The sequence below is a fragment of the Flavobacteriales bacterium genome, assembly GCA_025210805.1.
Taxonomy (GTDB): Bacteria; Bacteroidota; Bacteroidia; order Flavobacteriales; family CAJXXR01; genus JAOAQX01.
The window spans coordinates 183,272-203,735 of the sequence record JAOAQX010000005.1; the positions used below are offsets into that span (position 1 = coordinate 183,272).

Below are 20,464 nucleotides of genomic sequence, written 5' to 3' on the forward strand. Positions count from 1 at the left end.
CTTTCAAAGACAAAGTTATATATCTTCATTAAAGTCTTTTGATACTTTTTGGTTTAATATTTAGCAAATTCGCCCCTTCTTCAATAATTAATTTAGAGCCTTTTTCCACAATAATTTTTGAACCACAGCCAAAATCTATTTGAGCTTTTCTATCAATAAATAATTGACTGCTATCTCTTAAAATTATTTTGGCTCTGTTTTCTAAAACTACATTACCCGTGATATTCATTATTGTTTTGGGAGAAAAGGATCCATCATTTTGTTTGATATAAGTGGTAGGAGTGAGCGATTTTTCTAAGAAAATCTTTTTTCCTTTTTTAAGTATGAGACTTGGTTCTTTTGTGTTTAGATGATTTTTTGGAACTAAAATAGAACCACACCATCGTTTATTCTTTCGGATTTCAAAATCATCATACCGTACAATAACTTGCATTTCGCCACCTGTTTTCTCTTTAAAGGAAATATTCATTCCATTTACTTCAAAATTATAGGTTTTGGCATGTTGAGGAAGTCTCAAACTTGTTATTGGTACAATACCAGACATAGAAATTTCATCTTGATCTTGAAAAAAAGAGTTTCTTAACCCCAGGGAAGAACCTTCGGTATTTCTACCACCGAAAGTGTAAAAAGTGTACAGAGATTGATCCCCACTTTTTTCCTTAATAAAAGGAACACTCTCAAGTTTTCCTCTATGAGAATTATGACGAAAGGTAATCGCTCCATTTGGCTTACGATTTTTATCAAATTTTTCTGGAAAATCTCCAATAAATCTCATAAAAGGATTGTGTCCTGCAAGCGGATTATCTTTTCCTTCTTTAAAGGTAAATACGGGGTTATACCAATAATAATTCCAGCTTCTTTCAAATTTTTCATCCACAAAATAATCTTTATTTCCTCTAGGGTGAAGCATATAAAAAGCATTGGTATGATGGTTATTTCCATAGGAAGGTAAAGCGTGTCGGTCTTTGCTCATTCCCTCTACATACACATAGCAACCCGCATCTAATGGTGGAACTTTTTCACCTGTTATATTGGGCGTTTTTTCTGTGAATTGCCCTATCTCAAAAGGAGAATGATTTAAATGATTTTCGATCCATACAAATTGATTTTTTTTACCAGGAATAGGAAGTCTAATAAGATCTCCCGTAGTCACAAAATCTCTTAGAATGAAGGTATCGGATTTTTGTTTAATTTCCATGGAAATATTTTTTTCGGGGTAGTTTTTATCAATATCCAACCACCCTGTTACCCAGCGTTCATAGCCATTGGCACTCATGTTCATCCAGTTTAATGAGTTCATCATTCCATAAGCGCCATTAGGAGCAAAAAAATATTTACCAATACTTCCGTTTGCACCATTATAGTGTACGCCTTTAAAAAGTTTATGTCCTACTTCGTGAAGAAACATAGACATAAATTTCCTTTTACTTCCAGATGATTCGTCACTACATGTATAGCCAGCGTTGTCTAGTTGAAGATTTCCTATTTTTTTTCCATGTAGAAAAGACGTTGCTATTCCGCCTCCCCATCCCAGCATTCTTTTGTTTGTTTTGGCAATTGTTGCAGGATTATTTCGATAAATAAAGATGATATAATCAGGTTTGCCATCGGGTTTAGAGACACTATTGTCTGAGAGATATTGTGGGAAATTCGTTCTTTTATCAAACCGAGACCAATCCATATTTGGAAATTTTCTATACACAGAGTCCATCACGGCATGATTCATTTGATTGATAGAACTGAGTCGGTTATTGGGAATATCAATTCTTATAGGTTTTCCTGTTTGCTGATCTCGAAGTGTTTCGGCTGTGAATCTAAATTTCCCTAAAGACATGGTGTAGTAGTAGGAGCTGAGATTATCGAGTTCGTTAAATTTTATTTCTTCTGGAAATTCGTTGAGTAAATTGATGTTTCCATTTTCAGGATCTACAAAAAAGGGGAGTTCTTGACCGTTTTTTATATCCCAATTTTTATAATGGATATGATTATAAGGTTTTTGAATTCCATTTTCTGTATAAGAGTCATTGAATCCAACAAAGATAATTAAGGAATGTATGTCGCCCTTTGGGGTGAAAACACCACCATGAGGAAGGTAATGCCTTTGTGCAAATGAGTAATAATTTAGAAATACGAATAAGGTAAATAGAATTTGTTTCATTATGATATTTAATTTAAGCCAATTTATAGAAAGTCTTGAGATTTATCAAGTACCATAATAGATACTTGATTCTTTTTTAACGATATAACCAAACATCTTTTAAGACATCCCAGCCAAAGGGTCCCTCGTAGCGTGTCCAAGCAATATGGCTAAAAGATCCTGTTTCTTTAAAGTAAAAACGAATATGGGGTTGATCTTGATATTTTCTATCATGAAATTCTAATAAAACAGAATTATTGTTATAGTGATGATGTTCTTCTATTGTGGGTGTGGCAAAAAGATAATTGAGTAGTAAAATGGAGTTAAACCCAAAAGGAATAAGCATGGAACTAATAAACATCCATTGAGATTTCTTTTTCCACCAAAAAAATAAAGAAATTAAAGGAGGAATGATAAAAAGACTGGCGAGTAAATAAAAAGGTAGGAATGCTCTTGGAATCATCCATAAAGATAAAAAGAGATTAAAAATACCAAAAGTGATGTATTCAAAATGAGTTTCTTGTGCAAGGAAACGATAAGCAGCGTACATGGCTTTGAAATTAAAAAAACCACTTTTATCTTCTTTGTAATCTCTGTGTAAGAGGTATCCAATGACTATGGGAGGGAAGATGAGCGGTGCTGTTACAATAGCTAAGAGAACCATGATAACAGTAATAAAATTATCTGCAAGAACTCCATAAGCAAGTTCTAGTTTATATTCTTTAGAATTACGATAAGCTTCTTTTTTTCTTCGTATTTGCTCTCTTGCGAAGCGTCTTCTTTTGTTTATTTCAGCTTCTCTGGGAGTTTCGGTTATTATTTGCTCCCAATTGATTTCTTTAAAATCATTGCTTAAAAGTCTATCATAAGCCTCGTTTATTTTCATAAAACGTTCTTGAGCATCCGCACTAGCATTTCTATCAGGATGCCAAATCATGGCTAATTTTCTATAAGCTTTTTTAATTTCTTTTTCGCTGGCTCCTTCTTTTATTTGGAGTTCTTGAAGACATTCTTTTTTTGTCATACACTTTTAATGAATCATAGGGCAATATTAAGCCCAACACCTAGCAAGATACAAAAAATAAGGGTAGTAATAGCCGTGGGTTTTAGCCACTTGTCATAAGCCGATAATTCTTGAATGATAACGATCTCTTTGGCTTGTTTGAATATGAGTGGTAATGTAAGTAGAAATAGCCAAGAAGTCCAGCTATTCGTGGTAAATGCAAAAACAAAAGTAGTGGTGAGTAAATAAGGTGAAAAAAGTAAGAAAAGTTGATAATACTTTGCGTTTCTTTTTCCTAAAATAATTGCTAAAGTATTTTTTCCAGCTTGTGCATCAGAGTCGGCATCTCTCATATTGTTTAAGTTTAGCACAGCAGTGGATAATAATCCCACAGCAGATGCAGGAAGAAGTAAGGACCAATCCCAGTAATTTAGATGGATAAAAGCGCTGAGTGCAACTCCAAAAACTCCGAAAAAAATAAAAACGGAAAGATCTCCAAATGCTTGATAACCATAAGGGTTTTTCCCAGAAGTATAGGTGATAGATGCCCAAACGGCTATAGAAAGTAGGCATACAAAGATTCCGTAAGACCAAGATAGAAAAGGAAAGCTTAGATGAATTAATAGGAGTCCTGATAGGGCAGAGAGTACTCCAAATATCCACATTGCATTATACATTTCTTTGGCGGTAATCAAACCCTGTTGAACGGCTCTTTTAGGTCCTTTTCGGTCTTGATGATCTGCTCCATGCTGGGTATCGCCATAGTCATTTGCAAAATTTGATAAAACTTGTAAAAAAAGCGTTGTTAGAAAAGCAAGAAGAGATAAATTCCAATTGAATTTCCCCAAGAACATTGCTAGCATCGAACCTAAAAAAATGGTAGCAAAGGCAAGAGGTAGTGTTCTTAATCGGGCAGCTTTTAGCCATATTTTTATTTTACTTTCCATCTGACAAATACATTTGAATATGTGGTAGATTATCTTCAAGATACTCTTCTCCTTCTATAAGGAATCCTAGAGACTGATAAAAATGGGTCAAATAAGTTTGAGCACTGATTCTAATGGATGGGTGTTTAAAAGTGTTGTGAATAACCTCTATAGCTAAAATCATTAAAATACGCCCATAATTATTTTTTCTTTCAGCATCTTTAACAACCACTCTTCCTATTGCTGAGCATTGATACTTATCCACATAAGGAAGTAATCTTGCATAAGCGATAATTTCTTTGTTTTTTGTAGCAAAAAGATGCATGCTTTTTTGGTCTTGCCCATCCATATCTTGATAGACACAGTCTTGCTCGCATACAAAAACTTCGGTTCTTAGTTGTAAGATTTGATATAATTCTGCGGTGCTTATTTCATCAAATTTTTTGCATTCCCAATGCACAAGATGATTTTCCATACAAACTATTGATCAGTCGTTTTTTTGAAAATACTAAAATGTACATTTCCATATTTTCTACGATCCAGAAAATAGGGTTTATCATCATAATTAGTATCTCGTGAGTGTTCTATAACTAAAAAACCATTTTCATTGAGAATATCGGCTTCCATAACCCAGTCATATAACCCTTCATATTCTGAAGATTCATAAGGTGGATCTGCAAAAACAATGTCATATTTTTGATTTGTTTTTTTAAGGAACGCTTCCACTTTACTGTGAACCGCATTTATTTGCTCTTCAAAACCTAATTCTGTACTCGTTTTTCTTATAAAATAGACACATTTTGAATGAGCTTCTACAGCGTCAATTCTCTGTGTGTCTCTTGAGGCAAATTCATAACTGATATTTCCTGTTCCCGCGTATAAATCAAGTACAGAAATGTCTTCAAAATAGACATAATTGTCCAAGATATTGAACAAAGCTTCCTTTGCCATATCTGTCGTAGGGCGAACCGGTAAATTTGACGGAGCTATCAGTCTTTTGTTTCGATATTTTCCTCGAATAATTCTCATAAATTATATTTCTTTGTTTACAAAAATACATAATAAAAAAACGCCAACCTTTATCGAAATATTGGTTGGCATGATTTATGTCTTTTTTGATGTTAACTTATATGAATCAAAGAGCACCTTTAATCCCATTGAGGGTGTTAATTTACGCTCTGTTATAAGTCCCGAAAAATCGGGACAGGCCATATAAGGGGTAATAAAGAGGAATCTTTTTTTATTAAAGAGTTCTTTTATTGTCCAATCTGGTCAATCTCTTCAATACGATCTTCTTCAAACCCGATCCATTGAATATCATTGCTAAAAGCGATAATTGGAGCCACAATTGGACTGAAAAAGAAATAAAGTACCGTCCAAGTGCTGTCTTTTCCAAAACCTTTCATTTGCTCGTTGATGATTACAACTGCAAAATAAATATTCACTAAGGGAATAAACATAAAGGCAACCCAATAAGTGGGCTTTTTTATAAGCTCTAAAAGGACAACCAAACTATAAATGGGAATAATACCTTCCCATCCTTTTCTACCCATTTTTTGGTAGATGCGATACTGTACAAAAAGAAAAAAGGCTATGAAGCCAAAGTACAAAATGATGAATACCAGTATTCCTATACTTGCCATAAAATTTAAGTTTTGTTTTTAGAAAAAAGGTTTGGTTATTTTTTAAAAAATAACCAAACCTTTTTAAATTATACTCGTTAATTATCCAATAAAAAATTAACGTCCTATTTCGTCAATTTCATTTCCTTTTGGATCTGCTCCGTATTCGTTTGATCCTTGATCTCCTTCTTTTACGTAGTATACAATAAGAATGATCCATCCAATGACAGGAAGTAAAAACCAAAGTAGGTTCCATCCACTTTTTCCTGTATCGTGTAACCTTCTTATGGCAACTGCAATACTAGGAACCAACACCGCAATAGAATACAGTGAAGAAATCATTCCTGTTCCTGTAGAGCTTGCTAATCCAAGAATGTTTTCAATGATAGAAAGTCCTACTGAAATAAGAAAATTAAAAAGAATAAACATCCAATATTCTTTTCTTCTTGCTCTTCCTTGAAAATTTGCATAATTATCTTTTACGACTTTTAAATACCACTCCATTTTTTTTGAGATTAATTAAAATATGTTCTACTCTTTTTAAGGATTTTCGAATTCCTCCTGTTGTTTTGTTATGCACAAATTAATAATTTAATTTTAATGCACAAGTTTATTTGACAAAAAAACACCTTAGTAAATTATACTAAGGTGTTTTGTTTGTGAGTTTTATCTAAAAAGATTATCTCAATACGAAATCTACTCTTCTGTTCACTCTATCAAGTTTAGATAGAAGAATTGACTCTCCTTTGTTCTCTGTAGAGATTCTTGAAGCATCGATACCATAAAGGTTAACTAATTGCTTCTTAACAGATTCGGTTCTCTTTCTTGAGATCTCCATATTTACTTGGCTAGATCCTCTTTTATCAGCATAACCTACCAAAGTAACCTTTTGGCTTGGGTTGTTTTGAAGGTGAAGTGCAATGTTTGCAAGAGCATATTGTTGATCTCTTTTTACATTATGTCTTCCAGAGCTAAAGTAAACTGGAGTAAATGCAGGTTTTGCATTTCCTTTGTTTCCTAATACTTTCTCAATTGAGATTCCTTGGAAGTTTACCAAAGTTCCTTTTGGTGTGTTTGCTTCTTTATCATCGTCATTGTGAACTCCGTCACCATCACTATCTTTCCAAGCTTTTTTATCAACCTTGTTTGATAACGCTGATTCAACTTTTCCTACTCGGTCATTCAAGTTGTTCATATTGCTGTTTAGTTTAGCAATATCTTCTTTGTTTTTAAGGATTCCTTCGTTCATAGAAGCGAAAGAGTTGTTCCACTTGTGTCCGTTTTTAGAAGCAAGATCAAAGTTTAACCAAAGGCTATTGTTGATCAAGAAATCATTTGCTCCAGCAAGTCCGTCAAATTTATCGTATCTCATCAATTGAGCTTTTGAAGAAAGTCCTAAAGCTACTCTTCTTCCCAACTTGAATTCGATTCCAAGACCTACAGGAACTGTCCAAATTCCTTCTTCTTCGATTTTTTCTGTATTTGATTCTAATCTATCGTCTCCATCTTTTAGTCCACGATAAACTTCAGCAGTTCTCCAAAAACGTCCAAGTCCAGCCTCTAAGTAGAAGTTTACTTTAGGTTGTCTTCCTTGGTGCTCTGCTAAGCGTGTTAAGCTAAAGCGTGAAGTAAGATTTAAGTTTGAAAATTCTACTTCAGAAGAAACTACTTTAGAACCATTGTCATAAAGTCCAACTCCGTTTGATTTTGCTCCGTTATACTCAAGACCAAGATCAAATACTGGTGAAAGTTGTTTTGCTAAACGTGCACCAAATCCAAGATTGAAAGCATCTTCGAAAAGGTAATCTACTTCTGCTCCATTTACGGTGTGGTCAATAGAATGTAATCCATTAACATCTCCACGCATGATGTAGTTGTTTAATGAAAGTCCAATAGACCAATCATCAAAAAAACCATGTCTCGTATCCTGAGCGTTTACTGAAAATGAAGCTAACAATAAAGCTGCTCCAACTAGTGTTCTCTTTTTCATAACTGTGATTAGTTGATTTAAAATTTTTATTCTTTGCTCAACACAATTGTCGTACCAAAATTACAATAATATTTTTTTAGCGTAAGTCCATATCTGTTTTTTTTATGGAATATTTCGTCAAACAACAGTTGTAAACGTTGAGTTGTGATTTTTGATAGTTTAAGTTTAATCAATTTTATGTTTTTTTCAATTCAATTATGGTAAAATGACGATGAATTGAGACTAGATTTACAGGATTGTATCAATAGATATATGTGAATGTTGCAGATAAAATCAATAAATGTATTATAACACCATGGAATTTATAAAAACAATGTCATGTTAATTTCAAAATTTCTTCTTGGCATAGGTGCATTAGATACGATTTGGTAGTCGTTGTTGAATACATTACTAAGGACTACACCCAATGACAAATTTTGATTGGAAGAGATCTTTATTTTTTTGTTCCAAGAGAAATTTAAAATCCAATAATTCGGTAAATAGATACTATTGTCTTCATTGGTGAATACTCGATCAACCCATTGACTAGAAACTCTAAAAATTTGATTTCTATATAGTGCAATTGCTTGATATTGTAGTTGTTTTGAGGGTAAGTAAGGTAAATCCTTTTGATGCGTGAGTTCAATATTTCTGCTAAAAGAAAATCCTAACTGGTGTTCTATGGCAATGGTAGAAACTGTATGACGAAGTTTGTTATTGATCTCTATTCCATAAGATTGTGATTGATTTATATTTATGGGTTTCCAAACATTTGACGTATTCGGTTTCCATATAATTCTGTTTTGGATTGTATTATGATAAACCTCAGCGGTGCATTCATAATTTTTATGAATTTTTTTTACGCCTCCTTCAAATTGTTGATTTTTTTCTGGTTTAAGGAGTTTGTTTCCTGCCGAGTTCCAATAAAGATCATTTGCAGTTGGGAATCTATGATTGTTTCCCCAACGGATAAAATAATCCCAATCATTAGATTCCCTTCTGATAGAAGCGTAATAGTCCATTTTTGTTATAAAATCAGATCGATATTGCGGAGTGCTTCCTATTTCGATACTATTTTTTTTGTAGTGCCAGGCTATTCTTAGTTTAGAAAATAGAAAGTGAAATGCTTTATTTTCTTTAAAATTCGGTGTTTGTACTTTATTAAAACTGTATTGATTGTCCAATGAAATTTCCCAATGTTCGGTTTTCCTTTGAAATACAAGCTGACCAAAATGTTGATGAATCAGTAGAGGTGATCCTAAAGTATTTATTGCAGAATCAACAAAGTTATATTCTTGATTTTGTGTTGAAATTTGAATTTTGGATTTCCAATTATTTTTAAACCAGTTTAAAGAAGTGAAAGCACGCCATTGCTGATCCTTAGAGAATTGCCCTAAAGCTGCTTGAGTAGTAATAAATCTCGGAATATTTTGATGGGTATTTTGATACCAAGCTCCAACTTTTAAAATAGCTCTACTACCTATTTTTTGTGCAAAATTCGTTTTAACACTTCTGTGTTCCTTTTCTGCTTGTTTTCTTATTTCGATTTTTCTAGAAAAGGGATTATAATAGTTGAAATTATTTTTGGATTGAAATCTATTCCAGTTTAATGTGAAGAATCTTTTCTGTGAGCTTTGGGTAAAATCCACCTGACTTTTTTGAGTTTCGAAGGAAGCAAATGCTTGATGTACTCTTAGTTTTGATTGTTTGATAAAAGCCACTTGATTTTCCATAGAAATAGTTGCACCAAGTGCTCCAGGGTAGGTTCCTTCTGTATTTCCACCAAATGAAAAATACAACTGTTCTTGTTGAGTGCTTTGGAGATTATTGAGATCCGTTTGTCCTAAAGTAACCGAGTTTATAGGAATCCCGTTCCACAAAACTTGATGCTGAGAAGAGGATGCGCCTCGATAACTAAGAGTGGCAATATTCCCAGGTCCATAATTACGGATATAGACTGGAAGTGATTTTGAGAGCTGATCTGCAAGGCTGTTCTCTACTTTAAAACTGTCTTGAGCAATCTTTTTAATAGAGAAAGCAATTGTTTTATCCAAAGCAAAATCCTCTGCATCTACAGTGGGAATAGTGTCTGTTTGTGCAAAACTATATATAGAAAACAGGAGAAAAACCCAATATCTCATAAACGAATTTTAGCTGTTTTACCTCTAGAGCTCTTCATAATAAAAATATTTGAAGATAAAAAAGTAGGTTTTTGCCATACTCCATAAGGAGAAATCAGGGTAATTCGTTTACCTAAAAGATTAAATATTTCTAGCCATTCGTCAGATTTGTTCTCTATGCTACCTTGATGAATTTCATAGGCTTCAAAGTGAGAAACGGGAATGGTTAAACTCATACTAAGTAAAGCAACAGCATCTAAATCAAATCCCCCTGAAGGAAAAGGAGTGGGAAAAGGATCATTGATCTTATTTCCTTGAGAATCTCTTGTGACAAACTCATTGTTCAGGCTTCCTACTACATCTTTTATTTTAATGTATTTGATTTGATTGGTGTTTACGAATGTGTTCTCGGGTAGAGTACTTAAATCAAAAGGAGTCCCAAAATTGACAATATATTTTCCAGCTAGATTATGAATATTGCGGCAATTTATTTGCTCAAATCCACCAATCTGTTCCACGGTATCACTCAACGAAACTGATGGGAATTCTTGAAAGTGAATCCCATCACTACTTACAGAAACGACTGCTAATTCTAAAAAAACACTATCAAAGGCATTTTCAAAAACAGCAAAATCATAGCCAGAAGCATCGGATATTGGCGTGTTTAGGGTATAAATAGCTTCGCCACCATCTCCTAAGCTGATGACTAAGCCATCCGCCATTCCACTAGCATCTTCATTTTGACCATAAGTTACTTTGCCTAAAGAAGTATCAGAAATATTTACCCAACCTCTTGATATCTCAGGAGTGTTTAACCATGATATAATTACATTGGAATCTCTGTGAATAGCTGTTGATCCTGGGCTCCCTGCTGGTGGAGCAAATTGTTGAGCCCAGGTATTCATACTGATAATCGTAAGAATTAGAAAAAACTTATGCATCAGTTATTGCTTGATAATTTTTGTTTTCATAACAGTGTCTTTTCCAAGAATCCTTACATAATAAGCACCATTTGGAAAATAAGATAAATCAATGGAAATATTCTCATCTTCTGTTTGAAAACTTTTGAGACTCTTTCCTGTGATATCAAAAACGGTGATCAATTTATTTCCTGCTATTGTTGTTTCTATTGTTGATATTCCAGTTGTAGGATTAGGATAAATAGATACTTGATGCTTTTCGTATTCCTCTACATCTATAAAATGATAATTGGTTGCTATTTGATCAATACATGCATAAGCAGGAGTAAGAATTCCAAAGCTATTAGTATCCGTAGATTCAAAGAAAAAAGTTAAGTGATGAACCCTTTCAGTGCTTAGTTTCCCCGTAAATTGTACAGGTTTCCATTCAGAAAGAATATAATCTTGTGAGTTATCATCAAAACGGTAATCTGCTAAGAAAACTTTTTGCGTATCAATGGGAGTTCCGTCAATTTCATGACCTACAATAGAAATGGCAAACCAATCTTTTTTGTTTCCATCATCTCCTCCAAAAGCCGATGAGAATGCGTTCCCGTTTTTAATCGTTTTTGCGGTATAAGTAGAGTTGGTAATTTGCAAAGAATTCAAGCCTTCATTGGCAGGAATATCCACACGAGTTCCATTTCCATAAATTACACCAAAATTATTTCCATTATATGCTGCTCCTGTGATCACAGAATATTGATTTACGAATGTTGCATCTACGGTATCTGTTTTTTCAGAAACGGCAAAACCGCCCCAATAATCTCCCCAGCTACTCACAGTGTAGTTATTGTAGAAATATGCACCATCGTAGAATGGTGAAGAGATTCCAGAGAAAAATCCTCCTTTTTTATCGGCTCCATTATAGTAGCCGTTTGTGTCTAGCGTTATATCATCAAAAGAAACGTCATAAGCATGAATCGCATGCCAATCTATTGTAACGATGGCTGTGTCAAAAGAACCAGAAGCATTAGAGATACGGTATCTTAATTGATCTGAACTTGTCCAAGGTGTGGCATTTAGATCCGCTGTGTATTTTAAAATGGCATTTCCAGCATTGGTATCTAGCACTGTATTTCCAAAAGATGCAACTTCTATAATCTCTACTGTAGAAAGATCAAAGGCCGTATCATTTTTCGTTAAATTAATGGCTGTAGTTAAGCTTTGTGAAGGATCTGTTTCAAAGGATTGTAAATTGGTGTTCCAAAATCCATAATTTTTGAAAGTACCAAAATCATCAACTGCAATTGGTGATTGAGCAAAAGCATTGGTGGTTAACAATAAAACCAACGCTCCTAAAAGTTTTTTGTTTGTCATTTTTTTGTTTTTTTGACGTTTTTACAAAAAACTCCTGGATTAGTCTGAAAAAATTCTTTTATGAGCTAAAAAAGAATATTCAACCTCTATTCCCGGAAGTTTAAAAATTTGATATAAAATTTAGTAGGTCTTCTGACTTAGAGCTTCTATTTTAAAAACCTTCCCATAATTAAAATTACAGTGGTAAATGGATAAAATAGCTTTTTTGCTCAATACAGCTGCGGGTACAGTTGAAGATTTTCACTTCATTCCCTTTCAGATAAATATGATTAATCTATCTTACTGAATTTGTATGCAAATATATCATTTTTTAGAGAATAGAAGCGGGAATGAAATTTTCGGAAAGAGATTTTTTTTTCAAAAAATAGGACTTATTTTTTTGCTTAATACCTTAACTTGTATATCTTTATTCTTTTAATAATTGTTTTGTATGTTTTATAAGTTTTTTATTTTTTCATTTTTAGCCTTTTTAGTAAATGATTTAGCTGCTCAAAACTTAGTGCCCAATCCTAGTTTTGAACAAGCAGGTGTATCCCCATTGCCATGTGGCTTAATAACTAATGCTACCTCTTTTAATAATTCGAACAATTATTGGGTTTCGGGAAATCAAACTTCTCCAAATATATTTTCAACACAAGTAGGAAATACTTGTGAGAATTATACCAACAATAATAGTAATATTGGACAACAGACTCCACATTCGGGCTCTCAATATGCCGCTATTCAAACTTTTGGTCACCAGTTTGTATTTAATTACAACTCTAGATCTTACCTACAGGTTCCGTTAAATTCTGATCTAATTTCTGGGCATCAGTATTATTATGAATTCTATGTCTCTCTTGCTGATAGTTCCAAGTATGCTACAGATAATATTTGTCTTGGAGGTGCTTTTTCTTTGCCAAATTACAATACAGTAGGTTATGAGAATTTGTCAAATATCAATGTGCTCACAGAGCAAAATACCGTAATTCTAGAACAAAATAATTGGGAGAAGATCAGCGGAATTTTTGTTTCAGATTCAAATTATTCTCACCTTGTGATTGGGAATTTTAAGAATGTCAGCCAAACAAATAATCAGTTAATCAATCCACTATCTCAAAGTGCCTTTAATGAAGCCATATATTTTCTAGATGATATCCAATTAATAGATACGACTTGTATTACTACTTCTGGTGATATCACTATTTGTCCAGGGGATTCAGCTACTTTATCTGTTACTGTGATCAATGGTGGAGGTGTTTCATGGACATTAGACACCACTGATACTGAGCAAGGGGAGATTTCCACTTCCACTTCCATCACTGTAGATCCCGACACCACAACCACCTATTTTATCATGACAGATTGTGGAATAGACAGTATTGTAGTAAATGTTTATGAAGCTGCTAAGTTTACATTTTCGGATACCACTGTATGTGAGGATGAGTTTGTTGTAGTGCAGTTACCAATATTACCTAATCAGCATTATATTTGGTATGATGGATCTTATGGAGCGAATAAAGTAATTGAAGACACAGGGATGATCTGGTTTAAAAGTTATAGCCCTTGTGATACCATTTATGACACTACTTATGTGCATCACACTCCTTTTCCAAACATTACACAGATCAATACTTTTGGTTTATGTTCTGGACAAGATACCTTAGTGATACCAGAAATAGAACAATATACTTATGTCCAATGGACAGGAGGACTTCCACAGCTTCAAAAATATATCAACCAACCGGGGAGTTATGAGCTTGAAGCAAACAATAACGGATGCTGGGAAACCATGACTTTTGATGTATTCAATTATGATACTTTTCATGTAGAACTAGGAGTAAATAGGTTTATATGCGAAGGAGACTCTATGGTGTGGGAACTTCCTCCAGTAAATGGATACTATCTTTGGAACGAAACTCAGTTTGGAAACCGTTTTGTGGCAGATACTCCAGGAGTTTATACAGTGGAATTTAGATATAAAGATTGTGTGTACAAGACAGATACCGTAAAATTAGTAGAGTATGATCCCGATGTGGATTTAGGGAACGATACCACCATTTGCTATTATGATTTTGTCTCTTTTGACCTCGGTCATATTCCACATACCAAAATGCTTTGGGACGGAGAACATGAAACTTCCGTTATTTCATTTCAAAGTGGTTATCATTATGTAGAGGTTTTTATGGAAGATTGTTATATATCTGATACCATATTAATTTCAGCATTTCCAAAACACTATTTTAATATTACGGGAGATACTTTTTTCTTATGTCCAGAAACTGAGCAATGGTTTGATCTTGGAGATGAACTTTATATCTTGGATGGTACAGACAGTATGCAAGTAATTTGGAATACAGGTGATACAACTCCGTCTATTATCGTGGATGAAGTAGGTCTTTATTATGCCAATATTATCGATCACAACGGTTGTATAGATTCTTTGGGAATCGAAATAGCCGAATGTCCACCAAAATTCCCAGATTTACCCAATGTATTTACCCCAAACTGGGATGGAAGAAATGATTATGCCCATCCTATTAATCAAGATTTATTAGGGGAATTTACCTATGAAATTTACTCTCGATGGGGCGTTCTCGTATATTCAGGAGATCAAACAAGCTTAGGTTGGGACGGCCGATACAAAGGAGAAGATTGTACCGAAGGAAATTACTACTACGTATTCCGCCATAAAACAGAATACTTTGAAGGTAAACAGATTCTTACAGGTACCATTGCCTTGATAAGAGGGCTGAGTGAGTAGTTAAATTTCACGTTTTAATACTCATAAAACCCTTTCCAACGATTTTGTAATATTTGTTTCCATTGATTTTCTTTGGGATTATTCCCAGGTTCGTAGAATTTTTTTCCACGGATTTCTTCGGGTAAAAAATCTTGAGCTACGAAGTTATTGGGGAAATCATGAGAATATTGATAGCCTTTCCCGTAATCCAGTTCTTTCATCAATTTGGTGGGTGCATTTCTCAAGTGAAGTGGAACAGGTAGTTGTCCGTTTCTTTTGATATCAGCTAAAGCTTGATCAATCGCTAAATAGGAGGCATTACTTTTTGGGGAGTTTGCAAGATAGATAGCACATTGAGAAAGGATGATCCTCGCTTCGGGGTAACCCACTTTTTCTACTGCCTGAAAGGTGTTGTTTGCAATTACTAAAGCTGTAGGATTTGCATTTCCAATATCTTCTGAAGCAGAAATTAAGAGTCTTCGAGCAATAAATTTCACATCTTCACCACCTGCAATCATTTGGGCAAGCCAATAGATAGTTGCATTGGGATCTGAGCCTCTAATAGATTTAATAAACGCCGAAATGATGTCATAATGCATCTCTCCATTCTTATCATAAGAAGCTAGATTTTTTTTAAGAATTTTCTGGCAATTATCATTGTTAATAATTACCTCGTTAGGAAAGGAGCTCGCAACTATTTCAAGAGCATTTAGTAATTTTCGAGCATCTCCACCAGATACTTGAAGTAGATACTCTAAGGATTCTATTTCAATATTTTTTTTGGATAAAAATTCATCTTGCTCAATGGCTCTGTTAACAATTTTTTCGAGATCTTTTTTAGAATGATTTTTTAAAGTATATACTTGGCAGCGTGATAGAAGAGCGGAAATAACCTCAAAGGAAGGATTTTCTGTAGTTGCTCCTATAAGAATCACGTCACCTTTTTCTACGGAGTTCAATAAAGAGTCTTGTTGTGACTTAGAAAAACGATGAATCTCATCAATAAATAAAATAGGTTTTTCTGCTGAAAAAAAATTCCTTTCTGCAGCTCTAGAGAGCACTTCTCTTACTTCTTTTACTCCAGCTTGAACGGCTGATAATATATGTATTTTTCTATTCGTCTCTTTTGCAATTAGCTTGGCAAGTGTTGTTTTCCCTACCCCTGGAGGTCCCCAAAGGATCATTGAGGGAAGGTGTGGACTTTTTAAAATAATGGAAAGTGTTCCATCAGTTCCCAAAAGGTGGTCTTGTCCTATATATTCTTCAATTTTTTGAGGTCGAAGTCTTTCTGCTAATGGCGTATTGTGTATCATAAAAAACTAAAAAATTCTGTCGAAATCAAAGCGGTAAAATAAACCAATACCTTGTCGGTATTCTGTTTTATTAGATGCTTCTGCCTCAAATGATTTATTGAAAACTCTTAGTTTGAGCTTTCCATCTTTTTGAAGATCATATTCAATATTTACATCACCTTTTAAGTCGGAATTATCTTGTTGTCCTAAGGGAGTTCCTAGGTTTCCGTTAATTCTTAATCTATTGTTGAGGAAACTCTTTTTTAGAATGAGTTCTATTTCTTGTAATTCTAGCTCGGCACCTGTTCCTGGGTTAATTTTTACTTCCACATCAAAATTGGCAATATTATTATCTAACCACTGGTTAATATTGGAAGTCAACAAGCCAAAACCTGAGGAAACTAGTGTATTTCCTAATCTGTCCTCTATATTAATTCCTTGGTTGTTTACAAAGAAAGAATTCAACAGTAGGAGCGATATAAATTGTTTGGCGAGTTTATCTTCTGTATTGGTCATTTCATTGAGACTCGCTTTGGCTTTGTCTGAGGCTTCGGGAATGGCTATTCCAAATTTCACTTCAGGTTTCATCAATTCTCCTCCCAGTTTGATGGTTGCTTGAACCGTTTTAGATTCCTCATCTTCTTCTCCTAAATTTTTCAGATTTAAATCCGTTTCGTAAAGCGCATTGATATTGCTCATTTGCCCTTTAAAAACATCACCATTCCAAGTAATTTTTCCCCCTTTTTCAATTTTGAATTTTTTGGTAATTAAATTATCCGTAAAAGCATAGAAAAAATCGGCTTCATCAACTTCATAACTTCCATAAAGATCAAAGCTCATATCAGAAAAGAGATTGAGTCTCATGTCTCCAAAACCTTTACTGACCACTATGGATTCATCCATAGCAAAACGGACAATAGAAGAGGGTTTTACTTTCATGATTAAATCAACTTTAAAACCACCTTCTTCATCTGACATTTCTTTTCTAATGGTTTTAAGCAGAATGTTTTCTTCTTTTTCCTTCTCTTTAGGTTTTTGGGTAAAGGTGATAAAAGAAGTTTGCTCGATCTCATTATCGTCTGTGGTGTGAATAGAAATATCTGTTCCTTCTTGAGATTCCACATCTACTTTTATATATGGACTGGCACCTTGTCCTGTCATTTTCATTTTTCCAGATACTACAGCGTCTCCAAAGAAAATATCATTATCTTTTTTGGTAGTGGCAAGTCCTAAAAATTTATCAAAATTGGCATTTAAATTGTACGTGAAATTTTCAAAATTATCATGAAATACGGTTCCGCTAATAAAGGTATTTCCGAAGTCTTTCTTCTGATTTCCTTCTTCTTTTGCAAGGATTCTTTCTACATTTAGTTTTAAATTATTAATGTTTATTTGAGAATCATCGAGTTTTATTTTCGGTCTTCCGTCAATTGAAAATCTAGTTCCTGCCAAAGGAACTTGAAAGGTAACTTTGAGTGGTGAAACATAGCCAAGTGTTTTTCCATTTACAATTTGTAAATTTCCATCTATTCTTCCTCTCATTTGATCTAGGTAGGGTTCCAGATAGGGATTGAGAAAATCTACACGCAGTTTTTTGATATCTGCGTTAAGTTCCATACTCGAGAAGCCTTGCTCTGGTGCGTAGCTCGCATTGGCACTGATAATTTTATAATTCGATTTTTCTAAATCAATGATATACTCTAGGCGTCCAGAAGTCTGACTTTTTTTGTTTTCGAATATTAAATCACCTAGCCACAGGTTGTTTACGCTTAGTGAGTCAACGATTATGGAGTTTCGTATTTTTATTTTATCAAGAAGATCATCTACGACAACTGTTCCAAATATTCTTCCTTTTAAATCGGTAGATAAATTTTCTAAATAGGGATTAATATTGTCTAAATCAAAATTTTCGATTTCTAATGCAAGTTGGTTTTCTCTGTCAAAATCCATCCTTGAGTTGATTTCCAATTCTTGTTTTCCATGTTTAAAGAACAGATTGGTAACCTGTAGCTTTCCTGTGTCGTAGGTAATACTGTTTGTAGAATCTATACGCCATTTTTTATCAATCATGTATAGATATGAATTTGCCAATACTTTTCCGAAAAAATTACCATTAGTATCAATATTTCCCGAAATATTCATATTTCCACTATAGTTTGTAGAGTCATAAAGAGCCTCCCAAGTGGCATTAGAAAGTATTTGATTTTGTTTTGCGTCAAATTTTGCTCGAATCCCATCAATAATCACAGATTCTTGTCCAATATCTATTCCTTCTGAACTAATTTCAAAGGATAAAGTATCTTGATTAAAAACATTCTTTATTGAAATGTCGTTGATAAGGTTTTTTCCAAAAATGAGATATTTGGAGTGAATGTCCATTATTGGTAATTCCGTTCCTTCTTTATGAATATTTAGTTTGGTGTTTTTACTTAAAAAAGTATTAGGAAGAATCAATTTGTCAATAAATGAAGCGTCTTTTAATGTTAGGGCTAATTGGTATTTTTGATCTGAAATTAGGGTATCTGAAGTGGTTAAACCAAAATCTAGATACGGCTGAAGTTTCTGCAATAATTCAGTGTAGATATTTCCGAGTTCAAAGTTTCCGTTCATATCGAAATCCAAAATCTCAGATTGCATTTTTAAAGTTCGATTTTGTAAACTATCTATTTCATTGGAAATTAATATAGAGTCTAAAGAATAGGACCCTATCTGATTTGTGTATTTTGTGTTCGAAATGGTGACTTCTCCAGCAGATTTATCAAGATCATACCCTTTTACATTTGCTCTTACGTGGGTAGAAAGGATGTTTGGAGACTCCGTTAGTTTTAACCGATTGAGTTTTGCATTTCTGATGTCTGCATTAAAATTAAATTGTTCTTTACCCTTGTTTAAATCAATTAATCCATTGAAATCCAGTGTTAAATTGCTGTCTATAAGGTTGAGTTTTCCTTCATAATGATTATAAGATATTTTCCCTTCTAGGTTAATTCCTTTATATGGGTAGTTTTTAAAAGGGAATTCCTGTATAGTAGATTGGATATTTATTTTGAGGTCTTTGTGTTGTAACCCTTCACCTTTAATATCAAAAAATGCCGATGTTTTTCCTAATTCGTTTTCTGGAAAAAGAGCATCGAGTTGAAAATTCTTAAAATCTAATTGAGCAAAGTACAAGGCATTGTTTTTATCTGGATCAATAAGGATTTGTAAGTCGGTAGATAAATCACCAATAGCAGTACTGAAATTACCTTTAGATTCGTTAAGGTCAAAGTTTCCTTTATATTTTCCTTGATATTTTATTGGGAATAATGGTTGTAACTGTTTTTGGATTTCTGGGCTGTCTTGAAAATAGAAATTAACTACCTGTGCATCAGCTTCGAGTTTTTTAAAATCTAGGTCCAAATGAATTTTTTCTGGATTAAAAAGGTATTTTATTTTTCCTTCAAGCGTACCAAAAGATTTATTGGAGGTAAATTGAATATTTTTAAAATTCATTTTTTTAGGAGTTCCTTTCAAGTTTCCACGAAGCTTGATGGGGAAATTAGGAATTACCTCGTTTATTAAAGCATAATTAATATCGGTTTTATCATAAACTAATTCATTGATATCACAGGTGTATTGTGTTTTTTTGTGAAACCAATCCATTTGATCATCATGGAATTTTATGCGGGCATTTCCATCAAATTTTGAATGAGCTAGTGCAATAGAAAAATTCTCTGCACGCATTTCTTCTACTCCAAGTAATGTATATTGACCTTCAATACTTTCGATATTCAATAAATCATCAATATTCACTTTTGATGGTTTGATATCAATGAAGAGTGAGTCATTTTGCCAAGACAGATTTTTGATATCTAGATTTTTGATATCAAAACCAATAAATAAGCCAGTATCTACTACGTTAAATCGGGAATTTTTAAAAGAAATTTGCTTTAAATCTACAATATAAGTGCTTGGGTTTGTATCTAAAGGATTGCTTTCTCCATCTACTTGATCGATAAACCAATCTAAGCCAGAGAAAGTATCTCCTTCGTGGGTTTTCATTTGTACAAAAGCATCTTCAAACTGAATGTTTTTTAGTTTGAGTTTGTCTCCAAAATCTTGAATATTAATAAGTTCGGTGTATAGTTTCTTGGAGTAAATTACGGTATCTCCTTGATGGTCAAATATTAATAAGTTTTCCAATAATATTTTATTGAACGGACGCAAATCTACCCGCTCAATTTCTACATCCATATTGAGCTCTTTTTTGATGTATTTTGCGGCAACTTTGGTAAGGTAGGTTTGTACGGAACTATTATGAATAGCGAAATAACCTATAATATTCAAAAATATTATAATTGCAATAAGCCATAAAATCCATTTAAATATTTTCCGTAACATCCGATTGTGATTAC

14 protein-coding genes and 1 riboswitch are annotated in these 20,464 nt (G+C 33.5%); of the genes, 1 reads left to right on the top strand and 13 read right to left on the bottom strand.

The window, feature by feature from the left end; all coding sequences use genetic code 11:
* Positions 1 to 28: 28 nt before the first annotated feature.
* The 11 genes from N4A45_02605 to N4A45_02655 form a co-directional block, all read right to left on the bottom strand.
* Positions 29 to 2,158: a hypothetical protein gene (locus tag N4A45_02605; GenBank protein MCT4664109.1), complete on the bottom strand. Its 2,130-nt coding sequence runs from the start codon at positions 2,156 to 2,158 to the stop codon at positions 29 to 31.
* A 76-nt stretch (positions 2,159 to 2,234) separates the two neighbouring features.
* Positions 2,235 to 3,161, bottom strand: a complete 927-nt coding sequence (locus tag N4A45_02610; GenBank protein MCT4664110.1) for a DnaJ domain-containing protein — start codon at positions 3,159 to 3,161, stop codon at positions 2,235 to 2,237.
* Between the two features lie 14 nt (positions 3,162 to 3,175).
* Positions 3,176 to 4,087: a 1,4-dihydroxy-2-naphthoate octaprenyltransferase gene (gene menA, locus N4A45_02615; protein ID MCT4664111.1), complete on the bottom strand. Its 912-nt coding sequence runs from the start codon at positions 4,085 to 4,087 to the stop codon at positions 3,176 to 3,178.
* Positions 4,077 to 4,541, bottom strand: a complete 465-nt coding sequence (locus N4A45_02620) for a GNAT family N-acetyltransferase (protein MCT4664112.1) — start codon at positions 4,539 to 4,541, stop codon at positions 4,077 to 4,079. The genes menA and N4A45_02620 overlap by 11 nt, the downstream gene beginning before the upstream one ends.
* Positions 4,542 to 4,546: 5 nt before the next feature.
* Positions 4,547 to 5,095, bottom strand: a complete 549-nt coding sequence (gene rsmD / locus N4A45_02625; protein ID MCT4664113.1) for a 16S rRNA (guanine(966)-N(2))-methyltransferase RsmD — start codon at positions 5,093 to 5,095, stop codon at positions 4,547 to 4,549.
* A gap of 227 nt (positions 5,096 to 5,322) precedes the next feature.
* On the bottom strand, positions 5,323 to 5,709 hold the full coding sequence (locus N4A45_02630; protein MCT4664114.1) for a DUF5684 domain-containing protein: 387 nt from the start codon (positions 5,707 to 5,709) through the stop codon (positions 5,323 to 5,325).
* Between the two features lie 96 nt (positions 5,710 to 5,805).
* Complete coding sequence (locus N4A45_02635; GenBank protein MCT4664115.1) at positions 5,806 to 6,192, bottom strand: DUF805 domain-containing protein; 387 nt, start codon at positions 6,190 to 6,192, stop codon at positions 5,806 to 5,808.
* 175 nt (positions 6,193 to 6,367) lie between these two features.
* Positions 6,368 to 7,678, bottom strand: coding sequence for an OmpA family protein (locus N4A45_02640; GenBank protein ID MCT4664116.1), 1,311 nt, complete (start codon positions 7,676 to 7,678; stop codon positions 6,368 to 6,370).
* A 302-nt stretch (positions 7,679 to 7,980) separates the two neighbouring features.
* Positions 7,981 to 9,798: a TonB-dependent receptor gene (locus N4A45_02645; protein MCT4664117.1), complete on the bottom strand. Its 1,818-nt coding sequence runs from the start codon at positions 9,796 to 9,798 to the stop codon at positions 7,981 to 7,983.
* Positions 9,795 to 10,718, bottom strand: a complete 924-nt coding sequence (locus N4A45_02650) for a T9SS C-terminal target domain-containing protein (GenBank protein ID MCT4664118.1) — start codon at positions 10,716 to 10,718, stop codon at positions 9,795 to 9,797. Before N4A45_02650 ends, N4A45_02645 begins: the two co-directional genes overlap by 4 nt.
* Before the next feature lie 3 nt (positions 10,719 to 10,721).
* Positions 10,722 to 12,056 (bottom strand): DUF4465 domain-containing protein, encoded by a 1,335-nt coding sequence (locus N4A45_02655; protein MCT4664119.1) that lies wholly within the window; start codon positions 12,054 to 12,056, stop codon positions 10,722 to 10,724.
* 104 nt (positions 12,057 to 12,160) lie between these two features.
* A riboswitch (cobalamin riboswitch) is annotated at positions 12,161 to 12,358 on the bottom strand.
* A 128-nt stretch (positions 12,359 to 12,486) separates the two neighbouring features.
* On the opposite strand from N4A45_02655, the gene N4A45_02660 reads away from it, so the two are divergent.
* The gene (locus N4A45_02660; GenBank protein MCT4664120.1) at positions 12,487 to 14,799 is read left to right on the top strand and encodes a gliding motility-associated C-terminal domain-containing protein; all 2,313 of its coding nucleotides are present in this window, start codon (positions 12,487 to 12,489) and stop codon (positions 14,797 to 14,799) included.
* A gap of 14 nt (positions 14,800 to 14,813) precedes the next feature.
* On the opposite strand, the gene N4A45_02665 is transcribed toward N4A45_02660, so the two are convergent.
* Positions 14,814 to 16,091: a replication-associated recombination protein A gene (locus tag N4A45_02665; protein ID MCT4664121.1), complete on the bottom strand. Its 1,278-nt coding sequence runs from the start codon at positions 16,089 to 16,091 to the stop codon at positions 14,814 to 14,816.
* 6 nt (positions 16,092 to 16,097) lie between these two features.
* Positions 16,098 to 20,450 carry a translocation/assembly module TamB domain-containing protein gene (locus N4A45_02670; GenBank protein ID MCT4664122.1) on the bottom strand — a complete coding sequence of 1,451 codons (4,353 nt, stop codon included), beginning with the start codon at positions 20,448 to 20,450 and terminating at the stop codon, positions 16,098 to 16,100.
* Positions 20,451 to 20,464: the final 14 nt, after the last annotated feature.

What these genes read in the sequence shown, in the direction of transcription:
- N4A45_02645 (MCT4664117.1), bottom strand. Translation starts at nt 9,798, where the DNA reads ATGAGATATTGGGTTTTTCTCCTGTTTTCTATATATAGTTTTGCACAA.
- N4A45_02660 (MCT4664120.1), top strand. Translation starts at nt 12,487, where the DNA reads ATGTTTTATAAGTTTTTTATTTTTTCATTTTTAGCCTTTTTAGTAAAT.
- N4A45_02605 (MCT4664109.1), bottom strand. Translation starts at nt 2,158, where the DNA reads ATGAAACAAATTCTATTTACCTTATTCGTATTTCTAAATTATTACTCA.
- N4A45_02610 (MCT4664110.1), bottom strand. Translation starts at nt 3,161, where the DNA reads ATGACAAAAAAAGAATGTCTTCAAGAACTCCAAATAAAAGAAGGAGCC.
- N4A45_02670 (MCT4664122.1), bottom strand. Translation starts at nt 20,450, where the DNA reads ATGTTACGGAAAATATTTAAATGGATTTTATGGCTTATTGCAATTATA.
- N4A45_02665 (MCT4664121.1), bottom strand. Translation starts at nt 16,091, where the DNA reads ATGATACACAATACGCCATTAGCAGAAAGACTTCGACCTCAAAAAATT.
- rsmD (MCT4664113.1), bottom strand. Translation starts at nt 5,095, where the DNA reads ATGAGAATTATTCGAGGAAAATATCGAAACAAAAGACTGATAGCTCCG.
- N4A45_02640 (MCT4664116.1), bottom strand. Translation starts at nt 7,678, where the DNA reads ATGAAAAAGAGAACACTAGTTGGAGCAGCTTTATTGTTAGCTTCATTT.
- menA (MCT4664111.1), bottom strand. Translation starts at nt 4,087, where the DNA reads ATGGAAAGTAAAATAAAAATATGGCTAAAAGCTGCCCGATTAAGAACA.
- N4A45_02620 (MCT4664112.1), bottom strand. Translation starts at nt 4,541, where the DNA reads ATGGAAAATCATCTTGTGCATTGGGAATGCAAAAAATTTGATGAAATA.
- N4A45_02630 (MCT4664114.1), bottom strand. Translation starts at nt 5,709, where the DNA reads ATGGCAAGTATAGGAATACTGGTATTCATCATTTTGTACTTTGGCTTC.
- N4A45_02635 (MCT4664115.1), bottom strand. Translation starts at nt 6,192, where the DNA reads ATGGAGTGGTATTTAAAAGTCGTAAAAGATAATTATGCAAATTTTCAA.
- N4A45_02650 (MCT4664118.1), bottom strand. Translation starts at nt 10,718, where the DNA reads ATGCATAAGTTTTTTCTAATTCTTACGATTATCAGTATGAATACCTGG.
- N4A45_02655 (MCT4664119.1), bottom strand. Translation starts at nt 12,056, where the DNA reads ATGACAAACAAAAAACTTTTAGGAGCGTTGGTTTTATTGTTAACCACC.